Origin of the sequence: Streptomyces sp. 1-11, from assembly GCF_007176755.1 — a bacterium.
Lineage (GTDB): Bacteria > Actinomycetota > Actinomycetes > Streptomycetales > Streptomycetaceae > Streptomyces.
This window is the reverse complement of sequence record NZ_BJTV01000014.1, coordinates 109,112-126,895: the sequence shown is the minus strand read 5'-3', so window position 1 is coordinate 126,895 and position 17,784 is coordinate 109,112. Positions and strand designations below refer to the sequence as shown.

The following is a 17,784-nucleotide window of genomic DNA, read 5'->3' as shown; positions in this document are numbered from 1 at the left end:
AGAGCGGTGAGCCCGCTATGCACCCCTCAGTGGAACGACGCGGATCCGGTGCCGGTGCGGCCTGTGGAGGGAGTGTTTATCGTCAGGCAGACGACTATGATCGCGGCATGCCCTACGACCCGTCAGCCTTTCCGCCCTTCGCCGTCACCGTGGACCTGGTCGTGCTGACCGTGCGCCGCCATTCGCTGTGCGCGCTGGCGGTGCGCAGGGGCGAGGCGCCGTTCCAGGGGCGGTGGGCGCTGCCCGGCGGATTCGTGCGGGCCGACGAGGACCTGTCCCAGGCGGCGGCGCGGGAGCTGGCCGAGGAGACCGGGCTGTGTGCTCATGAGCCCTCGGCTCCGGCCCAGGACCACGGCGCCCATCTGGAACAGCTCGCCACCTACGGGGACCCGAAACGGGACCCGCGGATGCGGGTCGTCAGCGTCGCCCACCTCGCACTCGCTCCCGACCTGCCGGCGCCCCGTGCCGGCGGCGACGCCAGCAACGCGCGCTGGGCGCCGGTCGAGGAACTGCTCCAGCAGGGCGGATACGGCCGCGACGGCGAGCCTGTGGCGCCGCTCGCCTTCGACCACGCCCAGATCCTCGCCGACGGCGTGGAGCGGGCCCGGTCCAAGATCGAGTACTCCTCGCTGGCCACCGCGTTCTGCACGCCCGAGTTCACCGTGGGGGAGCTGCGGCGGGTGTACGAGGCCGTGTGGGGGGTCGCTCTCGACCCGCGCAACTTCCACCGCAAGGTCACCGGGACACCGGGATTCCTCGTGCCCACCGGCGGTACCACCACCCGCCAGGGCGGCCGGCCGGCCCAGCTCTTCAGGGCCGGCGGCGCCACCCTGCTCAACCCTCCGATGCTCCGTCCCGAGGTCTGACCGGAACGGCGACCGGCACCCGTCAGGCGGGCGCCGGAAGGTGCGCGCCGGGACCCTGTCCGCCTAATGGCGGACGCGTGTCCCGCTCGACTTGCGCACCGCCGAAGAACAGATAGGGGGATACCAGAAAAACAGGACATAGCGCGCTATCTTTCTGCGGGTGATCCAGGCCTTCGGATTGACCAGCAACCCCCGCAAGGCGCACCCGCCCGCCGTCGACGACGTCTCCTTCGAGGCGCGCGCCGGTCATGTCACCGTGCTCCACGGAGCCGGGGGCGCGGGCAAGACGACGACGCTCAGGCTGATGCTCGAACTGCAACAGGGCCGCGGCATCACCTGCTTCCGGGGACGGCCGCTGCACCGGATCGCTCATCCGTCACGGGAAGTCGGCGTGCTCCTCGGGGACGTGCCCGGTCACCCGGCCCGCTCGGTCCGCGGCCACCTGCGCATGCTGTGCGCGGCGGCCGGCGTCCCCGTCCGCCGTGCGGACGAGGTGCTCGAAGTCGTCGGTCTCGTCAGCCTCCGGGAGGAACGCCTCGGGACCCTCTCGCGCGGCATGGACCGCAGGCTCGGACTGGCCTGCGCTCTGCTGGCCGACCCGCACACGCTCGTCCTGGACGCACCCGCCGCGTGTCTGTCCGCCCGTGAGGCACGCTGGCTGCACGGCATGCTGCGCGCGCACGCCGACCAGGGCGGCACGGTCCTGCTCACGACGGCCGATCCCAAGGAAGCGGCTCGTACGGGCGACCGGGTCGTCACCCTGGACGGCGGCCGAATCGCCGCGGACCAGGAGGGTGGGGAGTTCGCCCGCACCCGGCTGCGTCCGCGCGTCGCCGTCCGCAGCCCCCACGCCGCGCGTCTCGCGGCCCTGCTTACCAAGGAGGCCCGTACCGCGCAGCGTTCCGTCGAGGTCGTACGGGAAGCCGGCAACCACCTGTCGGTGTACGGCAGCACGACCGCCGATGTCGGTGAGATCGCCTTCCGGCACGGCATCCTGGTACACCAACTCGCGGACGAGATCGGTGACATGGGGTCGGGGGCGGAACCCGAAGGCGGTGAGACCGCGGGCGGGGGAGCGACGTCCGCGGAGCGGGACCGGGCCGTTCTGGCCCGCACTCCGCAGGCCCGGACGCAGGCCGCGTCCGGCGCGTCACCGCAGAGAAGTGCCGCGGCGGCGTCGGCGGTTTCCGATCCTCCCGCCGACGAGTGCGAACGGCTGGTGTCCCGTGTCTCCCTGCCGGGCGACACGCTGGAGCAGGAAGCCGGAAGCCCGTGTCCGGCACCCACGGGGAAGCACGCTGCTCCCACCGGGAGCGCCGACACCCTCACGGAGGCGCAGACCGAGGGCCCGTCGAAACCCGGCACCGCCCCCGCTGCCGACCCAGCACCCCCCGCCGCTTCGGCCGCCGAGACACCGGAGGACGGCGCCGACACGGCGGCCACCAGCGCCTCCGTGATCACCTCCGGCGCCCGCCCGGTCGCGCCCTCCGCGGAGGCCGGCTCCTCCGAGGCGGCTACCGGAACGCAAGCCAGAGCCCACGTCACGACCATGGTCGCCGCCGGCGCACCCGCGGCCGCCACCACCGTCCCAGGCGCACGGAATCCGGGCTCCGGGCGTGCCGGCGGCGGGCAGCCGGCGGCCGAACCGCCGCCGCGCTCGCCGGCCGGCGCGGACCGGGCCCTCGACGCCCTGTCCCTCCTGCCACCGCCGATCACGGTCCGCACCGCCCGCGGCCCCCTCCGCCCACTGCGCTACGAACTGCGGCGCGCCGTGGGAATCGGCACCGGGTTCCTCACCTGCGGGGCCGCACTGCTGGTGTCCGCGCTCACCACCGTCCTCCTCGCCCGGGTCGGTCACACCCCACAGGCACGGCTGTTCGCCGCCTGGCCGAGGGAACTGCCGCTGCCACCCGCGGCGCTCGCGGCGGGGCTGCTGGGTGCCCTGGCCTTCGGCGACGAGTTCCGTCACCCCGCGCTGGCGGCGGACCGCGGCACCGTTCCCCGCCGGCTCGGGCTGCTCACCGCCAAACTCCTCGTCTCCGGGGTCACCGCCGTCGTGCTGGCCTTCCTCACGCTGGGTTGCGACGCCGAGGTCCTCTACCTCGTATACGGGCGGGAGCTGACCCGGATCCCCTCGGACTGGCTCTCCCTGAGCGCGAGTTGGTTCGGGCTCATGACCGGATGCGCCTGGGCCGGGGTGCTCGCGGCCGGAATCTTCCGGTCCACCACGGCGGGTCTCGCGGCCGTCCTCGCCGTACCCGTCGTCATCGTCCCCGTCCTGCAGTGGGTGCTGGCCGGCCCGGCCGCGCATACCGCCGCCGGGTTTCCGATGCGGATGCGGGAGCTACTGCTGATGCAGTGGCCCTTCGGGGGTGACCGCTACCTCCTGGCCACGGCCCGGATCGTGGCCCAACCCGTCGGCAGCGCGCTGACGTTGTCCCTGACCGCGCTGTTGTGCGCCTTTCTGGTCACGACCGTGCGAACCAGGGTCCGATGACACCCCTCGCGAACGCATCCGGTCCCGCCGTGCCAACTACTCCCCGAATACGGCTCGTTTCCTTCCGATAAGGCGTCAATTGCGACGGGGTGAGCGATCACCCTTTCGTGTGCTTTTCACCAAAGACCTCAAGGGAGTTGGAAACGACGCCGACAAAGGATGCGTGAGTACCCTTGCGCACACCATGATGACCGCCGCCCGCTCCTCAGACTCCGGTCTGGCCGGCCCGGGCGAACTCGACCGCTACCCCTACACCGACGCCCCGGTGACCGACCGGGTCGGAGCGCCCGCCTGGGAGGGAGGGGAGTCCGAGCTGGGCCGCGTGGGCCGGCGCGCCGCGGGCAGCCGCGGACGCGGACTGCACGGCCAACTCGTTCAGCAGCTGGGTCAGATGATCGTATCGGGTGACCTGGGGGCGGACCGCCCGCTCGTCCCCGAGGAGATCGGCCAGCGTTTCGAGGTCTCCCGCACCGTCGTCCGCGAGTCCCTCCGCGTCCTGGAGGCCAAGGGCCTCGTCAGCGCCCGTCCGAACGTCGGCACGCGCGTGCGTCCCGTCAGCGACTGGAACCTCCTGGACCCGGACATCATCGAGTGGCGGGCCTTCGGGCCGCAGCGCGACGACCAGCGCCGCGAGCTGAGCGAGCTGCGCTGGACGATCGAGCCGCTCGCCGCCCGCCTCGCCGCCGGGCACGGACGTGAGGAGGTGCAGCAGCGCCTGTCCGACATGGTGGAGATCATGAGTCACGCCATGGCGCAGGGCGACGCGCTGACGTTCTCGCGCGCCGACGCCGAGTTCCACGGGCTGCTCATCCAGATGGCCGGTAACCGCATGCTCGAGCACCTCTCCGGGATCGTCTCGGCCGCACTCCAGGTGTCCGGAGGTCCGGTCACCGGCTGTGACCGGCCGAACGAGGCCTCGCTCGCGCTGCACGCCCGGATCGTCGACGCGCTGGGCACCGGAGACGGCACGGCGGCGGAGACGGCGATGCGCCAGCTCCTCACCGTCCACCCCGAGGTGGAGCGCGTGGTCCCCGCGCCGCGCGAGCACTGAACCGGACCCGGCGGATCGCTCGCGGATGCGCCGTGGTGTGGTGGCCGGCGCGACGGCAGGGCTCGGGGGCCGGCCGTCGCCGGCCCCCGCCGGGTTCCCGGGGTACCGGCGGGGCCTGGTCCGCCGCGGCTCACGTGACCGGCAGCGTCTGACGGGCCGGCCGCACCAGTGATCCCTTACGCCTGCCTTCGACAGGCTTTGGCTGCTTATGGGGTGTGACTCGGGCCACGCAGATTGGGCGTAACGCTCGTGGGAGCAGTGCGATGACCTAAGAGGTGACAGCCGCGGAGGAATACGGACGCCTGGCAAGGCGCTGTGCATCTCCCCGGCCCCCGCCCGCTCCGTCGGCCCACCCCCGGCCGGTGGTCGGCTCCTGTCCGCTGTGGACGGGGCCGGAAGTCGTTTTCCAACGTTCCGAGAGGTTGTTCGTGTCGGCCAGCACATCCCGTACGCTCCCGCCGGAGATCGCCGAGTCCGTCTCTGTCATGGCGCTCATCGAGCGGGGAAAGGCTGAGGGGCAGATCGCCGGCGACGATGTGCGTCGGGCCTTCGAAGCCGACCAGATTCCGGCCACTCAGTGGAAAAACGTACTGCGCAGCCTCAACCAGATTCTTGAGGAAGAGGGTGTGACGCTGATGGTCAGTGCAGCAGAGCCCAAGCGCACCCGAAAGAGCGTCGCGGCGAAGAGTCCGGCCAAGCGCACCGCCACCAAGACGGTCGCGGCGAAGACGGTGACCACCACCAGGAAGGCCACCGCCACCACGGCCGCCCCGGTCGCGCCCGCCGCTCCTGCCGCCGACGAGCCCGCGGAAGAAGCCGCACCCGCCAAGAAGGCCGCAGCCAAGAAGGCGACCGCGAAGAAGGCCACGGCGAAGAAGACCGTCGCCAAGAAGACGGTCGCCAAGAAGACCGCGGCGAAGAAGGACGACGAACTGATCGAGGACGAGGTCCTCGAGGACACCAAGGTCGCCGACGAGCCCGAGGGCACCGAGAACGCGGGCTTCGTCCTGTCCGACGAGGACGAGGACGACGCCCCGGCCCAGCAGGTCGCAGCGGCCGGCGCCACCGCCGACCCGGTCAAGGACTACCTCAAGCAGATCGGCAAGGTCCCCCTGCTCAACGCCGAGCAGGAGGTGGAGCTGGCCAAGCGCATCGAGGCCGGTCTGTTCGCCGAGGACAAGCTGGCGAACTCCGACAAGCTCGCCCCCAAGCTCAAGCGCGAGCTGGAGATCATCGCCGAGGACGGTCGCCGCGCCAAGAACCACCTGCTGGAGGCCAACCTCCGACTGGTGGTCTCCCTGGCCAAGCGCTACACCGGCCGCGGCATGCTCTTCCTGGACCTCATCCAGGAGGGCAACCTGGGTCTGATCCGCGCGGTCGAGAAGTTCGACTACACCAAGGGCTACAAGTTCTCCACGTACGCCACCTGGTGGATCCGGCAGGCGATCACCCGCGCCATGGCCGACCAGGCCCGCACCATCCGTATCCCGGTGCACATGGTCGAGGTCATCAACAAGCTCGCGCGCGTGCAGCGCCAGATGCTCCAGGACCTGGGCCGCGAGCCCACCCCGGAGGAGCTGGCCAAGGAACTCGACATGACCCCGGAGAAGGTCATCGAGGTCCAGAAGTACGGCCGTGAGCCCATCTCGCTGCACACCCCGCTGGGCGAGGACGGCGACAGCGAGTTCGGTGACCTCATCGAGGACTCCGAGGCCGTCGTCCCCGCCGACGCGGTCAGCTTCACGCTGCTGCAGGAGCAGCTCCACTCCGTCCTGGACACCCTGTCCGAGCGGGAGGCGGGCGTCGTCTCCATGCGCTTCGGCCTCACCGACGGCCAGCCGAAGACCCTCGACGAGATCGGCAAGGTCTACGGCGTGACGCGCGAGCGCATCCGCCAGATCGAGTCCAAGACCATGTCGAAGCTGCGCCACCCGTCGCGTTCGCAGGTGCTGCGCGACTACCTCGACTAGGACCCGGCTCCGCGGCACCGAAGGCCCGGCCCCCCTCGGGGGCCGGGCCTTCGTGCTGCGCGCCACGGCGGACTGAATGACTCTGGGTGTTCCAGTACCACTCCCAGAGTGAGGAAGCCGTATGCGTCGTTCGATCGCCCGGGCACTGATCGGGCCAGCGGCCCTAGCGGCCGCGATGACCGCCATACCCCTGACCACCCCGGCGTCCGCGGCCCCCGATGGAGTAGTCGTCGGGGGATTCCCGATCGACGTCTCGCAGGCCCCGTGGACCGTGGCGCTGTCCAGCCGTGACCGGTTCGGGGGTACGCGGGCAGGACAGTTCTGCGGCGGCGTCGCGATCTCGCGGACCACCGTGCTCACCGCGGCCCACTGCATGGCCGACGAGGTCCTCGGGGCGCCCCCGGACCGGGTGCGCGACCTGCGGGTCATAGCGAGCCGCACGGACCTGCTCTCCACCAAGGGCAAGGAGATCGCCGTCCGGGACGTTCGGGTGAACCCGCGCTACGACCCTACTGCCAACTCCGGCGACTACGCGGTGCTCACCCTCGCCGAGCCGCTGCCTGGCGGCGCCGTGGTGGCGATGGCGCCGGAGGGCGACCCCGCGTACAGGCCGGGGACACGCGCCCTGGTCTCCGGCTGGGGCGACACCACGGGCGGTGGGGCGTACCCGAACCGCCTCCACGCCGCACACGTGCGGGTGCTGGCGGACGACGTCTGCGCCCGTGCGTACCGGGACGGCCCGGACGGGACCTACCGGGCCGACACCATGCTCTGCGGGGGAGAACCCGCGGGCGGTCCGGACGCCTGCCAGGGCGACAGCGGGGGCCCGCTCGTGGCGTCGGGCCGGCTGATCGGGCTGGTGTCCTGGGGAAGCGGATGCGGGCAGCCCGGAAGTCCCGGTGTGTACACACGGGTGTCCGACATCCTCCGGGACCTGGGAAGAGCTGCCGCAGGGCCCCAGCGGCCCCACAGGGGCTCCTGAGGGCGTTCAGCGGGGCATGAGCACGGGCGGCCGCTCCTGGGAGAGGAGCGGCCGCCCGTTCACCGGCCTGTACCGGGGCTGGCTCGTCGTGATTGCGAGATTCAGCGCTCTTCGTCGCTCGCGGTGCTGCTCGGGGCGGACGTCAGCCGCTCCGTCTCGTCCTGTATCTCAGCGGCGATCTTCTTGAGTTCCGGCTCGAACTTGCGCCCGTGGTGGGCACAGAAGAGCAGTTCTCCGCCGCTCAGCAGGACGACGCGCAGGTATGCCTGGGCGCCGCAGCGGTCGCAGCGATCGGCGGCCGTCAGTGGGCTCGCGGGGGTCAGAACAGTAGTCACGTCGCCTCTTCTCTAGCTCGACGAGCTGTCGTACCAGGGTCAACATCCAACCAGCCCCAAAACGTTCCCGCTCGTGGCTTTTCCTCGAAAAAATCTTTCGGGGCGGCTGTCTGCTGCCGGGTGGCGGCGAATGTGCCGTAGTGCGTGTCTTGTGTGCTTTACGGGTTCGCGCTGTATCCGGTCTCAGTCCTCCCGGCCGGGTTGCCGGTTGTTCATGAGGACGTGCCCGGAGCCTAAATGGTTCATGCCTCCAAGGGAACGTGATGTGGACTTCACTCCATCGAGGGATCGAACATCCATGCGACCGTGGACTAGGCTGAGATTTCGACGAGGGTGGCGTTACAACGGCTCTACCAGGCCTCGGTACCCTCTGAGCGGCAACCGAAGCCGCCCCCTTACCCACGAGGGGGTCACCTGAAATTCAGCGAGGAGCGAACCGCGTGACCGCCGATACGTCCGTGCCGTCCACAGCGCTGCTGGCAGGAGCAGACCGGGACGGTTCCAACTACACCGCGCGGCACCTGCTCGTCCTCGAGGGCCTCGAGGCCGTGCGGAAGCGCCCGGGCATGTACATCGGCTCGACCGACAGCCGCGGTCTGATGCACTGCCTCTGGGAGATCATCGACAACGCAGTGGACGAGGCCCTGGGCGGCTACTGCGACCACATCGAGGTGATCCTCCACGACGACGCCTCCGTCGAGGTGCGGGACAACGGCCGCGGCATCCCCGTGGACGTGGAGCCCAAGACCGGCCTTTCCGGCGTCGAGGTCGTGATGACCAAGCTCCACGCCGGCGGCAAGTTCGGCGGTGGCTCCTACGCCGCCTCCGGCGGCCTGCATGGCGTCGGCGCCTCCGTGGTCAACGCCCTGTCGGCCCGCCTCGACGTCGAGGTGGACCGCGGTGGCAACACCCACGCCATCAGCTTCCGGCGCGGCGTCCCCGGGGCCTTCCGCGGGAACGGCGCCGAGGCCAAGTTCGAGCCCGGGAGCGGCCTGGCCAAGGGCAAGAAGATCCCCAAGTCGCGTACCGGCACGCGCGTGCGGTACTGGGCGGACCGGCAGATCTTCCTGAAGGACGCCAAGCTCTCCCTGGAGACGCTGCACCAGCGTGCCCGGCAGACCGCGTTCCTGGTGCCGGGCCTGACCATCGTCGTGCGCGACGAGTTCGGACTCGGCGAGGGCGGCAGCAAGGGCGAGGAATCCTTCCGCTTCGACGGCGGCATCAGCGAGTTCTGCGAGTACCTGGCGAGCGACAAGGCGGTCTGCGACGTCCTCCGCTTCTCCGGGCAGGGGACCTTCAAGGAGACCGTCCCGGTCCTCGACGAGCACGGCCAGATGACCCCGACCGAGGTCGCGCGTGAACTCGGCGTCGACGTCGCGCTGCGCTGGGGCACCGGCTACGACGCGAAGCTGCGGTCGTTCGTCAACATCATCGCCACGCCCAAGGGCGGCACCCACGTCGCCGGCTTCGAGCAGGCCATCACCCAGACCATGAACGAGGTCCTGCGGGCCAAGAAGATGCTCCGGGTCGCCGAGGACAACATCGTCAAGGACGACGCCCTGGAGGGCCTCACCGCCGTCGTCACGGTGCGCCTGGCCGAGCCGCAGTTCGAGGGCCAGACCAAGGAGGTACTCGGTACCTCGGCGGCCCGCCGGATCGTGAACAACGTGGTCACCAAGGAGCTGAAGGCGTTCCTGACCTCCACCAAGCGGGACGCGGCCGCCCAGGCCCGGGTCGTGATGGAGAAGGTCGTCGCCGCCGCCCGCACCCGGGTCGCGGCCCGGCAGCACAAGGACGCGCAACGGCGCAAGACCGCCCTCGAGTCCTCGTCCCTGCCGGCCAAGCTCGCCGACTGCCGCAGCGACGACGTCGACCGCAGCGAGCTGTTCATCGTCGAGGGCGACTCGGCTCTCGGCACGGCGAAGCTGGCCCGGAACTCCGAGTTCCAGGCGCTGCTGCCCATCCGGGGCAAGATCCTCAACGTGCAGCGGTCGTCGGTGACCGACATGCTCAAGAACGCCGAGTGCGGCGCGATCATCCAGGTCATAGGGGCGGGCTCGGGCCGCACCTTCGACATCGACGCGGCCCGCTACGGCAAGATCATCATGATGACCGACGCCGACGTGGACGGCTCGCACATCCGCTGTCTGCTGCTGACGCTGTTCCAGCGCTACATGCGGCCCATGGTCGAGTCCGGGCGGGTCTTCGCCGCGGTGCCGCCGCTGCACCGCATCGAGCTGATCCAGCCGAAGAAGGGCCAGGACAAGTACGTCTACACGTACTCGGACCGCGAGCTCCGCGACAAGCTCATGGAGTTCCAGAGCAAGGGCGTCCGGTACAAGGACTCCATCCAGCGTTACAAGGGCCTGGGCGAGATGGACGCCGACCAGCTCGCCGAGACCACGATGGACCCGCGCCACCGCACCCTGCGCCGGATCAACCTCTCCGACCTGGAGGCCGCCGAGCAGGTCTTCGACCTGCTCATGGGCAACGACGTGGCGCCGCGCAAGGAGTTCATCTCCGGTTCGGCGGCGACCCTGGACAGGTCGCGGATCGACGCGTAGCCGCAGTGGTCGGCCAGGCAGGCCGGTCCGCCCGAGGTGAGCGGACCGGCCTGCCGCCATGTGGTCCTCCCCGGCGAGGAGGCCGGTGGATCCTGGGGTCCCCATGCGTGGAGGGGACCGGCCGGTAGATCCCGGGGTTCCCACGCGTGGAGGAGACCGGCCGGCCGCGCGGTCTCCACCCGTGGGTGGAGACGGTCCGGCCTCCGGAATCCACCTTCGGTCCACCCCCGCTCCGATCTCCCGACCGGCCGCTTTCCGTAGCTTCGATGGTGTCGGCGGCACCCGCTCCCGACACCGTCTTCCCGCCTACGGAGGCAGTGATGTCCGGGTTCGTCAACGCGCTGGTGATCGTGGCCGTCGTCGCTGTGGTGATCGTGCGGCAGTTTCGCGCCCGCGCGATCAACACGGACCGGCGTTGGTGGCTGCTCCCCGTGATCCTCGCGGTGGTGGCCCTGCGCGAACCCGGCATACTCGACGACCACCACCCCACCGTCTCGGTGGCCCTGCTCGCCGTCGAACTGCTCATCGCCGCGCTGACAGGGGCCGGCTGGGCCTGGACCACGCGGATCTGGACCGAGCCGGACGGAGCCGTGTGGACCAGGGGCACCAAGGCGGGCGCCGCCGTCTGGATCGCGGGCATAGCCCTGCGAGCAGGCGTCTTCGCCCTCGGCGTCGCGTCCGGTGTGCACCAGGACGGCTCCGCGCTGGTGCTCGGCCTCGCCGCCATGCTGCTGGTGCGCGCCGGGGTCGTGAACCGGCGGGCGCGGTCCCTCGGCGCCTCTGACCGCCCGGCCCCCGCGTACGGTGACGGCATGCGGCTCGCGTGGAAGGAGCGCGTGTGACGGAGCACGCTCTGACCCGGTGGCCCACCCGGGAGGCACTCGCCAAGGCGGGCGCCGGCCGGCCCCGGCGGATGCTCGCCCAGGCGGTCCGGGTGCTGGTACTCGCCCTGCTGCTGTGGGCCGCCGTCAGCCAGAGACACGTGGGTGTCTGGGGCATGCTCGCGGCCGTGGCGGGCGTCCTGCTGGCCGGCCTCGTCTCCTGGGCGTTCTTCCGCACCACCTATGACCACCGGCTGATGCCTTCGCTGGCCCTCATGGCGGTGCTCCTGGGCATCGCCGTAGCGGCCGAGGCCACCGGCTTCAGAGGTCCGGCCCTGGTGATCTGGTGCGGCTGCGGAGTCTCCGCCCTGGAACGGCTGCCCCTGGGCGCCGCACTGCCGGTGACGTCCGTGGCGCTGGCCTCGTTCTCCGCGTTCAACAACGATGTGTGGCTCACCACGGCCGCCACGGTGGCGGGCATGGCCCTCGCCGGATACGTCCTGCGGCTCGACGCGGAGGCCCGGGGCGGCGCACAGCGGCTGCTCGCCCAGGAACGCGCCGCCCGGGCCGCCGAGGCGGAGTCGGCGGCGCTGGCCGAGCGGGCGAGGATCGCCCGGGAGATCCACGACGTACTCGCGCACAGCCTCTCGGCGCAGCTCGTGCACCTGGAGGCCGCCAGGCTGCTGATCGAGCGCGGCGCCGACCGGGACCAGATCCTGGAGCGGGTGGTGGCCGCCCGCGGCATGGCCCGCGACGGCCTTGCCGAGACCCGGCAGGCGCTGAGCGCCCTGCGCGGCGAGCTGACCCCGCTGGAGGAGTTCCTGACCGGGCTCGTCAGTACGGCCGACGGCGCCGATGTCACCGTCACGGGTGAGCGCAGACCCCTGCCGGCCGAGGCGTCGCAGGCGGTTCGCCGGGTCGCCCAGGAGGCGCTGACGAACGTCCGCAAGCACGCCCAGGGCGCCAAGGTGCAGTTGCGCCTCGACTACGGCGAGCACGAAGTGACACTGGGTGTGCGGGACTCGGGCGGCCGTCCGGGAGAACTCACCGGATCCGGCGGCGGGTACGGTCTGCGGGGGATGCGGGAGCGAGCCGAGCTGCTGGGCGGATCGCTCGACGCGGGGCCGGACGAGGAAGGGTTCGTGGTGACGCTGAAGGTGCCCGTATGACGGAGCCGGGGGAGAAGAAGCCCGCCCGGGTCGTGGTCGCCGACGACCAGACCGTGGTCCGGGAAGGCATCGTGATGCTGCTGGGTCTGCTGCCGGGTCTCGAGGTCGTGGGATCCGCCGAGGACGGCGAGGAGGCGGTGCGCCTGGTCGCCGAACTGGCCCCGGACGTGGTGCTCATGGACCTGCGGATGCCCCGCTGCGACGGAGTGGAGGCCACGCGCCGGATCCGCTCGGAGTACCCCGGCACCCAGGTGGTGGTGCTCACCACCTTCGGGGACGACGATTCGCTGTTCCCAGCGCTGCACGCGGGAGCCCGCGGCTATCTGACCAAGGACGCGGGCGGCGACGAGATCGTGCGGGCCGTGGAGAGCGTTCTGTCGGGCGAGGCGGGCCTGTCGCCGAGCGTCCAGCGCCGGCTGCTGGAGAGACTGTCCGAACCGGCGCCCGCGGCCGCCGTGACCGAGGCGCCCGACGGGCTGACCGCGCGGGAGGCCGAGGTCCTGGTGCTGATCGCCGAGGGCCTGAGCAATCAGGAGATCGCCCGCCGGCTGCACGTCTCCACGGCGACCGTGAAGACCCACATCAACAATCTCTTCGCCAAGACGGGCCTCAAGGACCGTGCGCAGGCGGTGCGTTACGCCTATGCGAAGGGACTGGTGCGGCCTCCCGTGAAATGAGTCACCTGATGGGGTGAAGTGCCCGGGGAAGAGAAGTCACGGATCTTCCCGGTCTGTCCATCCTTGGGCATGCAGTCAAGCGACGGTCGTGCCCGGGGAGCCGGGGACGGTGCCGGGAGTTCGGCCGGCAATCACGAAGACCACGGCACGGCTTCCCGCGAGGTGAGGTACGAGGACCCCTGGTACGACTCCCTGGCCTCCGGCTGGGGCGAACCGGAAGGCGCCGGCACGCCGGCCCGGGCCGTACCGGCCCCGCGCGGGGAGCGGGACACGGAGACGGCCCGAGCCCGCGACGTGTACCTCGAGGTGCAGCGCAGCGAGGCATTCCAGGAAGTGCGCGGCAGGTACCGGAGGTTCGTGGTGCCGGGTGCCGCCATCTTCCTGGTCTGGTACGTGGGGTACGTGGTCGTCGCCACGACCGCTCCAGGGCTCATGGCCCGGCCGGTGACGGGTGCGGTGAACGTGGGGATGCTGGCCGGGCTCGGGCAGTTCCTCAGCACCTTCCTGCTCACCTGGGGTTACGCCCGGCACGCCCGGCTGCGCCGGGACCGGCTCGCGCTGGAACTGCGCTGGGACACGCAGGAACTGACCCGTGGAGCCCGGGGAGGCGCCTCGTGACCGGCGACCACCAGACACTGGCGCTGCTGCTGTTCATCGGGTTCGTGGCCGTCACCCTGGCGATCACGACATGGGTGAGCCGCAGGCGGCAGGGTTCCGCGGAGGAGTTCTACGCCGGCGGGCGGCTGTTCTCCCCGATGGAGAACGGTTTCGCGGTCTCGGGCGACTACGTGTCGGCCGCCTCGTTCCTCGGGGTCACCGGGCTCATCGCGCTGTACGGGTACGACGGGCTGCTGTACGTGGTGGGCTTCCTCGTGGCCTGGCTGGTCGTGCTGTTCCTGGTGGCGGAACTGGTGCGCAACTGCGGGCGGTTCACGCTGGCCGACGTGGTCGCCGCGCGGATGAGCGAGCGGCCGGTGCGGATCGCGGCGGGAACCTCCTCGGTCACGGTGTCCGTGCTGTACCTGGTGGCCCAGATGGTGGGCGCCGGCAGCCTGGTGGCACTGCTGCTGGGGCGCACCAGCGGGACGGCCCAGACGTGGGCGGTCATCGCGGTCGGCGCCCTGATGGTGACCTACGTGTCCCTGGGCGGGATGCGGGCCACCACCTGGATCCAGATCGTGAAGGCGGTGCTGCTGCTCGGCGGGACGGTCGCGCTGACCGTGCTGGTGCTGGTGCGCTTCCACGGCGACGTGAACCGGCTGCTGGTCACCGCGGCGGCCCGCAGCGGCCACGGGGACGCGTTCCTGGCGCCGGGGCTGAAGTACGGCGGGAGCTGGACCGCCCGCCTCGACTTCATCAGTCTGGGGCTGGCCCTGGTGCTGGGCACGGCGGGGCTGCCGCACATCCTCTCCCGCTTCTACACCGTGCCCACCGCGCGGGCCGCCCGCCGTTCCGCGGTGTGGTCCATCGGCCTGATCGGCGCCTTCTACCTGATGGCGATCGTGCTCGGGTTCGGGGCCGCCGCCGTGGTGGGCCCGGAGGCGCTGAAGCGCTCGAACGCGGCCGGTAACACGGCGATGCCCCTGCTCGCCCTCGACCTCGGCGGGGGTGTCGGATCCACGGGCGGGACGGTGCTGTTCGCGGTGGTCGCCGCCGTCGCCTTCGCGACGATCCTCGCGGTGGTCGCCGGGATCACGCTCGCCTCCTCGGCGTCCGTGGCGCACGATCTGTACGCCTCACTGCGGCGGCCGCGCACCAGGGCGCACGGCGAGGTCACCGTGGCCCGGACCGCGGCCGTGGGCATCGGCGTCGTCGCGATCGCGCTCGGTCTGCTGGCCCGCGACCTGAACGTCGCCTTCCTCGTCGGTCTGGCCTTCGCCGTGGCCGCGTCGGCGAACCTGCCGGTGCTGGTGTACTCGCTGTTCTGGCGCGCCTTCACCACACGCGGTGCGGTGTGGGCCGTATACGGCGGGCTGGTCCCGGCTCTCGTGCTGGTGCTGCTGTCGCCGGTGGTGTCCGGCAGCCCGGGATCGCTCTTCCCGGACATCGACCTGCAGTACTTCCCGCTGCAGAACCCGGGCATCGTCTCCATCCCGCTGGGCTTCCTGGCCGGCTGGCTGGGCACGATCACCTCGGACGAGGTCGCCGACGAGGCCGGGTACGCGGAAACGGAGGTCCGCTCGCTGACCGGCGCGGGCGCCGTGTAGCAGGGGGGCAGGGGCGGACGTACCGCGCGGCAGGCGACGGTCACCCGCGTCTCGGTGGCCCCGCGCCTACGGCGCCACCCATGCGTACCGGTGTTCCGGGCGGCCGGTGTCGCCGTACTTCAGGGACAGGCTGAGGCGGCCCGCCTGTTCCAGGTGGCGGAGGTAGCGCTGGGCCGTGGAGCGACTCAGCCCGGTGCGTGCCGCGACCTCGTGCGCGGACAGCGGCTGGTCCGCGCCGTGCAGCACACCGCAGATGAGGTCCGTGGTGGGTTCCGAATGGCCGCTGGGCAGGCCCGGGGCGGACGGCACCGTCGAGGTGCGCAGCGCGCCGAAGATCCGGTCGACCTGCTCCTGGCCCGTCAGCCCCCGGCCGCCGACCCGGTCCACGGTGCGGCGCAGGGCCGCGTAGGAGTCCAGCCGGGTGCGCAGGGCGGCGAACGTGAAGGGCTTGACCAGGTAGTGCAGCGCGCCCAGGCGCATGGCCCGCTGGACGGTCGCCACATCGCCGGCCGCCGTGATCATGATGACGTCGGTGCCGTGCCCCAGCTCCCGCATGCGGTGGACGAGTTCGAGACCGGTCCCGTCCGGCAGGTAGTGGTCGAGCAGGACCAGGTCGATGGCGGCGCGTTCGAGGGCGGCCAGTGCCTGGGCGGCACTGTGTGCGCGGGCGGCCACCCGGAAACCGGGAACCTTTCCCACGTACTTCGCGTTTATCTCAGCGACGCGGAAGTCGTCGTCCACGACCAGGACGTCAATCATCGGGCCTCTCCTCCAAGGCCGGCGAGCGTTAAGCCCGTGTTTCGGCTCCGCAGTTCTAACGCGAGCAAAATGAGCACAACAGGTGCTTGCGAGCAAAAGAACGGCATGTGCTCACAAGACTGCTGCTGTGGCGGGGGCCACATCTACCGTCCCGGGCCATGAGCACAGACACCAGCCCCGCCATCGAGCTACGGGGCGCGAGCAAAACCTTCAGGACCCCGTCGGGGGGTCTGCACACGGCCGTGCGCGGCCTGGACCTCACCGTGCAGCGCGGCGAGTTCGTGGCCGTCGTCGGTCCGACCGGCTGCGGGAAGTCCACCACGCTGACCCTGGTCAGCGGCCTGGAGGAGCCCAGCGAGGGCGAGGTGCTGGTGGCCGGGGAGCCGGTCGACGGCGTCGGTGACAAGGTCGGTTTCGTCTTCCAGCAGGACGCCACCTTTCCCTGGCGGACGGTGCTGTCCAACGTGATGGCCGGCCCCCGTTTCCGGGGCGTGCCCAAGGCGGAGGCCAAGGAGAAGGCACGCGAGTGGCTGGCCCGGGTCGGCCTCGCGGCCTTCGAGGACCGCTACCCGCACCAGCTCTCCGGCGGCCAGCGCAAGCGCGTCGCCCTCGCCGCCACCTTCGTCAACGACCCCGAGATCCTGCTGATGGACGAGCCGTTCTCGGCGCTCGACGTGCAGACCCGGGCACTGATGTCGGACGAACTGCTGGAGCTGTGGGAGGGCACGGGCGCCTCGGTCGTCTTCGTCACCCACGACCTCGAGGAGTCGATCGCGCTGGCCGACAAGGTCGTCGTGATGACCGCGGGGCCCGCGACTGTCAAGCATGTCTTCGACATCGATCTGCCCAGGCCGCGCAAGGTCGAGTCGATCCGGCTCGAGCCGCGGTTCATCGAGATCTACCGCGAGATCTGGGAGTCGCTCGGCGAAGAGGTCCGCATCACCCGGGAAAGGGGTGCCGCCAATGTCGCCTGAGGTGCTCAGCACGCCGGTCGTCGACACGGTGAAGGCTCCGGGCCGCGCGGAGTCGCGGGCCCAGGCCGCCCGCAGACGCAAGGTGGTCGTCACCGCCGCGCGGGTGCTCCTCCTGGTGGTCGTGCTCGGCCTGTGGGAGGTGCTGTCCCGGGCCGAGGTCATCGATCCGTTCAACTTCTCGATGCCCTCGAAGATCTGGGACCAGATCAGCACCTGGGTGATGCACGGGACGGCACAGGGCTCGCTGGGCGAGCAGGTCTGGTACACGCTGCACGAGGCGCTGCTGGGCTGGGGCATCGGCGTCGTCGCCGGTGTGGTGTTCGGTATCGCTCTCGGGCGGATCGCCTTCCTCGCCGATGTCCTCGGCCCGTACATCAAGGTCCTCAACTCCCTGCCCAGGATCGTCCTGGCGCCGATCTTCGTGATCTGGTTCGGCCTCGGTCCCGCCTCCAAGGTCGCGTCGGCCGTGGTGCTGGTGTTCTTCCCGGTGTTCTTCAACGCCTTCCAGGGCGCCCGTGAGGTCGACCGCAACCTGGTCGCCAACGCCCGCATCCTCGGCGCGAGTGACCGCAAGGTGACGCTTCAGGTGGTCGTGCCGTCGGCGACCTCGTGGATCTTCACCAGCCTCCACGTCAGCTTCGGCTTCGCCCTCATCGGCGCCATCGTCGGCGAGTACATCGGCGCCACGAAGGGCATCGGCCTGCTCGTCGCCGCGTCACAGGGCACCTTCAACGCCGCCGGCGTCTACGCCGCGATGGTCATCCTCGCGGTCGTCGCGCTCCTCGCCGAGGGCCTGCTGACCTTCGCCGAACGACGCATCTTCCGCTGGAAGCCGGCGGGCTCCGACCACTGAGCCCGGCCCGCCCGGCGCTGTCGTGCAGCCGCGGCGCCGTCGTACGCATCTGCTCCTCC

The 17,784-nt window shown here is 71.0% G+C and carries 15 protein-coding genes; 13 read left to right on the top strand and 2 right to left on the bottom strand.

The features are described from left to right. The first annotated feature begins 107 nt into the window (after positions 1-107). From TNCT1_RS27025 to TNCT1_RS27005, 5 genes are all read left to right on the top strand, one after another. The gene (locus tag TNCT1_RS27025) at positions 108-866 is read left to right on the top strand and encodes an NUDIX domain-containing protein (RefSeq protein ID WP_143636787.1); all 759 of its coding nucleotides are present in this window, start codon (positions 108-110) and stop codon (positions 864-866) included. A gap of 160 nt (positions 867-1,026) precedes the next feature. After that, the gene (locus TNCT1_RS27020) at positions 1,027-3,363 is read left to right on the top strand and encodes an ATP-binding cassette domain-containing protein (RefSeq protein WP_143636785.1); all 2,337 of its coding nucleotides are present in this window, start codon (positions 1,027-1,029) and stop codon (positions 3,361-3,363) included. A gap of 163 nt (positions 3,364-3,526) precedes the next feature. Then, positions 3,527-4,414, top strand: coding sequence for a FadR/GntR family transcriptional regulator (locus TNCT1_RS27015; RefSeq protein ID WP_143636783.1), 888 nt, complete (start codon positions 3,527-3,529; stop codon positions 4,412-4,414). Between the two features lie 428 nt (positions 4,415-4,842). Continuing rightward, positions 4,843-6,384 carry an RNA polymerase sigma factor gene (locus TNCT1_RS27010; RefSeq protein ID WP_143636781.1) on the top strand — a complete coding sequence of 514 codons (1,542 nt, stop codon included), beginning with the start codon at positions 4,843-4,845 and terminating at the stop codon, positions 6,382-6,384. Positions 6,385-6,505: 121 nt separating this feature from the next. Then, positions 6,506-7,366 carry a serine protease gene (locus TNCT1_RS27005; RefSeq protein ID WP_143636779.1) on the top strand — a complete coding sequence of 287 codons (861 nt, stop codon included), beginning with the start codon at positions 6,506-6,508 and terminating at the stop codon, positions 7,364-7,366. 101 nt (positions 7,367-7,467) lie between these two features. Here the strand turns inward: TNCT1_RS27005 and TNCT1_RS27000 are convergent, their stop codons facing one another. Next, positions 7,468-7,701, bottom strand: a complete 234-nt coding sequence (locus TNCT1_RS27000) for a hypothetical protein (protein ID WP_143636777.1) — start codon at positions 7,699-7,701, stop codon at positions 7,468-7,470. Between the two features lie 440 nt (positions 7,702-8,141). On the opposite strand from TNCT1_RS27000, the gene TNCT1_RS26995 reads away from it, so the two are divergent. From TNCT1_RS26995 to TNCT1_RS26970, 6 genes are all read left to right on the top strand, one after another. Continuing rightward, positions 8,142-10,265: a type IIA DNA topoisomerase subunit B gene (locus TNCT1_RS26995; RefSeq protein ID WP_143636774.1), complete on the top strand. Its 2,124-nt coding sequence runs from the start codon at positions 8,142-8,144 to the stop codon at positions 10,263-10,265. A 320-nt stretch (positions 10,266-10,585) separates the two neighbouring features. Then, complete coding sequence (locus TNCT1_RS26990; protein WP_143636772.1) at positions 10,586-11,107, top strand: DUF1453 family protein; 522 nt, start codon at positions 10,586-10,588, stop codon at positions 11,105-11,107. Continuing rightward, complete coding sequence (locus TNCT1_RS26985; protein WP_174266471.1) at positions 11,104-12,255, top strand: sensor histidine kinase; 1,152 nt, start codon at positions 11,104-11,106, stop codon at positions 12,253-12,255. The genes TNCT1_RS26990 and TNCT1_RS26985 overlap by 4 nt, the downstream gene beginning before the upstream one ends. Continuing rightward, positions 12,252-12,932, top strand: coding sequence for a response regulator transcription factor (locus tag TNCT1_RS26980; protein ID WP_143636770.1), 681 nt, complete (start codon positions 12,252-12,254; stop codon positions 12,930-12,932). The genes TNCT1_RS26985 and TNCT1_RS26980 overlap by 4 nt, the downstream gene beginning before the upstream one ends. 69 nt (positions 12,933-13,001) lie before the next feature. Continuing rightward, the gene (locus TNCT1_RS26975) at positions 13,002-13,550 is read left to right on the top strand and encodes a DUF485 domain-containing protein (RefSeq protein ID WP_174266470.1); all 549 of its coding nucleotides are present in this window, start codon (positions 13,002-13,004) and stop codon (positions 13,548-13,550) included. Beyond that, positions 13,547-15,139, top strand: a complete 1,593-nt coding sequence (locus tag TNCT1_RS26970; RefSeq protein WP_143636766.1) for a cation acetate symporter — start codon at positions 13,547-13,549, stop codon at positions 15,137-15,139. The genes TNCT1_RS26975 and TNCT1_RS26970 overlap by 4 nt, the downstream gene beginning before the upstream one ends. Positions 15,140-15,205: 66 nt before the next feature. Here TNCT1_RS26970 and TNCT1_RS26965 read toward each other — a convergent pair whose 3' ends face one another. After that, on the bottom strand, positions 15,206-15,898 hold the full coding sequence (locus TNCT1_RS26965; protein ID WP_143636764.1) for a response regulator: 693 nt from the start codon (positions 15,896-15,898) through the stop codon (positions 15,206-15,208). A 158-nt stretch (positions 15,899-16,056) separates the two neighbouring features. On the opposite strand from TNCT1_RS26965, the gene TNCT1_RS26960 reads away from it, so the two are divergent. Together TNCT1_RS26960 and TNCT1_RS26955 are read left to right on the top strand one after the other, a co-directional pair. Then, positions 16,057-16,872, top strand: coding sequence for an ABC transporter ATP-binding protein (locus tag TNCT1_RS26960; protein WP_143636761.1), 816 nt, complete (start codon positions 16,057-16,059; stop codon positions 16,870-16,872). After that, positions 16,862-17,725 (top strand): ABC transporter permease, encoded by an 864-nt coding sequence (locus TNCT1_RS26955; protein ID WP_143636759.1) that lies wholly within the window; start codon positions 16,862-16,864, stop codon positions 17,723-17,725. Before TNCT1_RS26960 ends, TNCT1_RS26955 begins: the two co-directional genes overlap by 11 nt. The last annotated feature ends 59 nt before the right edge of the window (positions 17,726-17,784 follow it).

Coding starts and splice junctions, on each gene's coding strand:
- TNCT1_RS26955 (WP_143636759.1), top strand. CDS start 16,862: ATGTCGCCTGAGGTGCTCAGCACGCCGGTCGTCGACACGGTGAAGGCT.
- TNCT1_RS26990 (WP_143636772.1), top strand. CDS start 10,586: ATGTCCGGGTTCGTCAACGCGCTGGTGATCGTGGCCGTCGTCGCTGTG.
- TNCT1_RS26980 (WP_143636770.1), top strand. CDS start 12,252: ATGACGGAGCCGGGGGAGAAGAAGCCCGCCCGGGTCGTGGTCGCCGAC.
- TNCT1_RS27025 (WP_143636787.1), top strand. CDS start 108: ATGCCCTACGACCCGTCAGCCTTTCCGCCCTTCGCCGTCACCGTGGAC.
- TNCT1_RS27005 (WP_143636779.1), top strand. CDS start 6,506: ATGCGTCGTTCGATCGCCCGGGCACTGATCGGGCCAGCGGCCCTAGCG.
- TNCT1_RS26960 (WP_143636761.1), top strand. CDS start 16,057: ATGAGCACAGACACCAGCCCCGCCATCGAGCTACGGGGCGCGAGCAAA.
- TNCT1_RS26965 (WP_143636764.1), bottom strand. CDS start 15,898: ATGATTGACGTCCTGGTCGTGGACGACGACTTCCGCGTCGCTGAGATA.
- TNCT1_RS26975 (WP_174266470.1), top strand. CDS start 13,002: ATGCAGTCAAGCGACGGTCGTGCCCGGGGAGCCGGGGACGGTGCCGGG.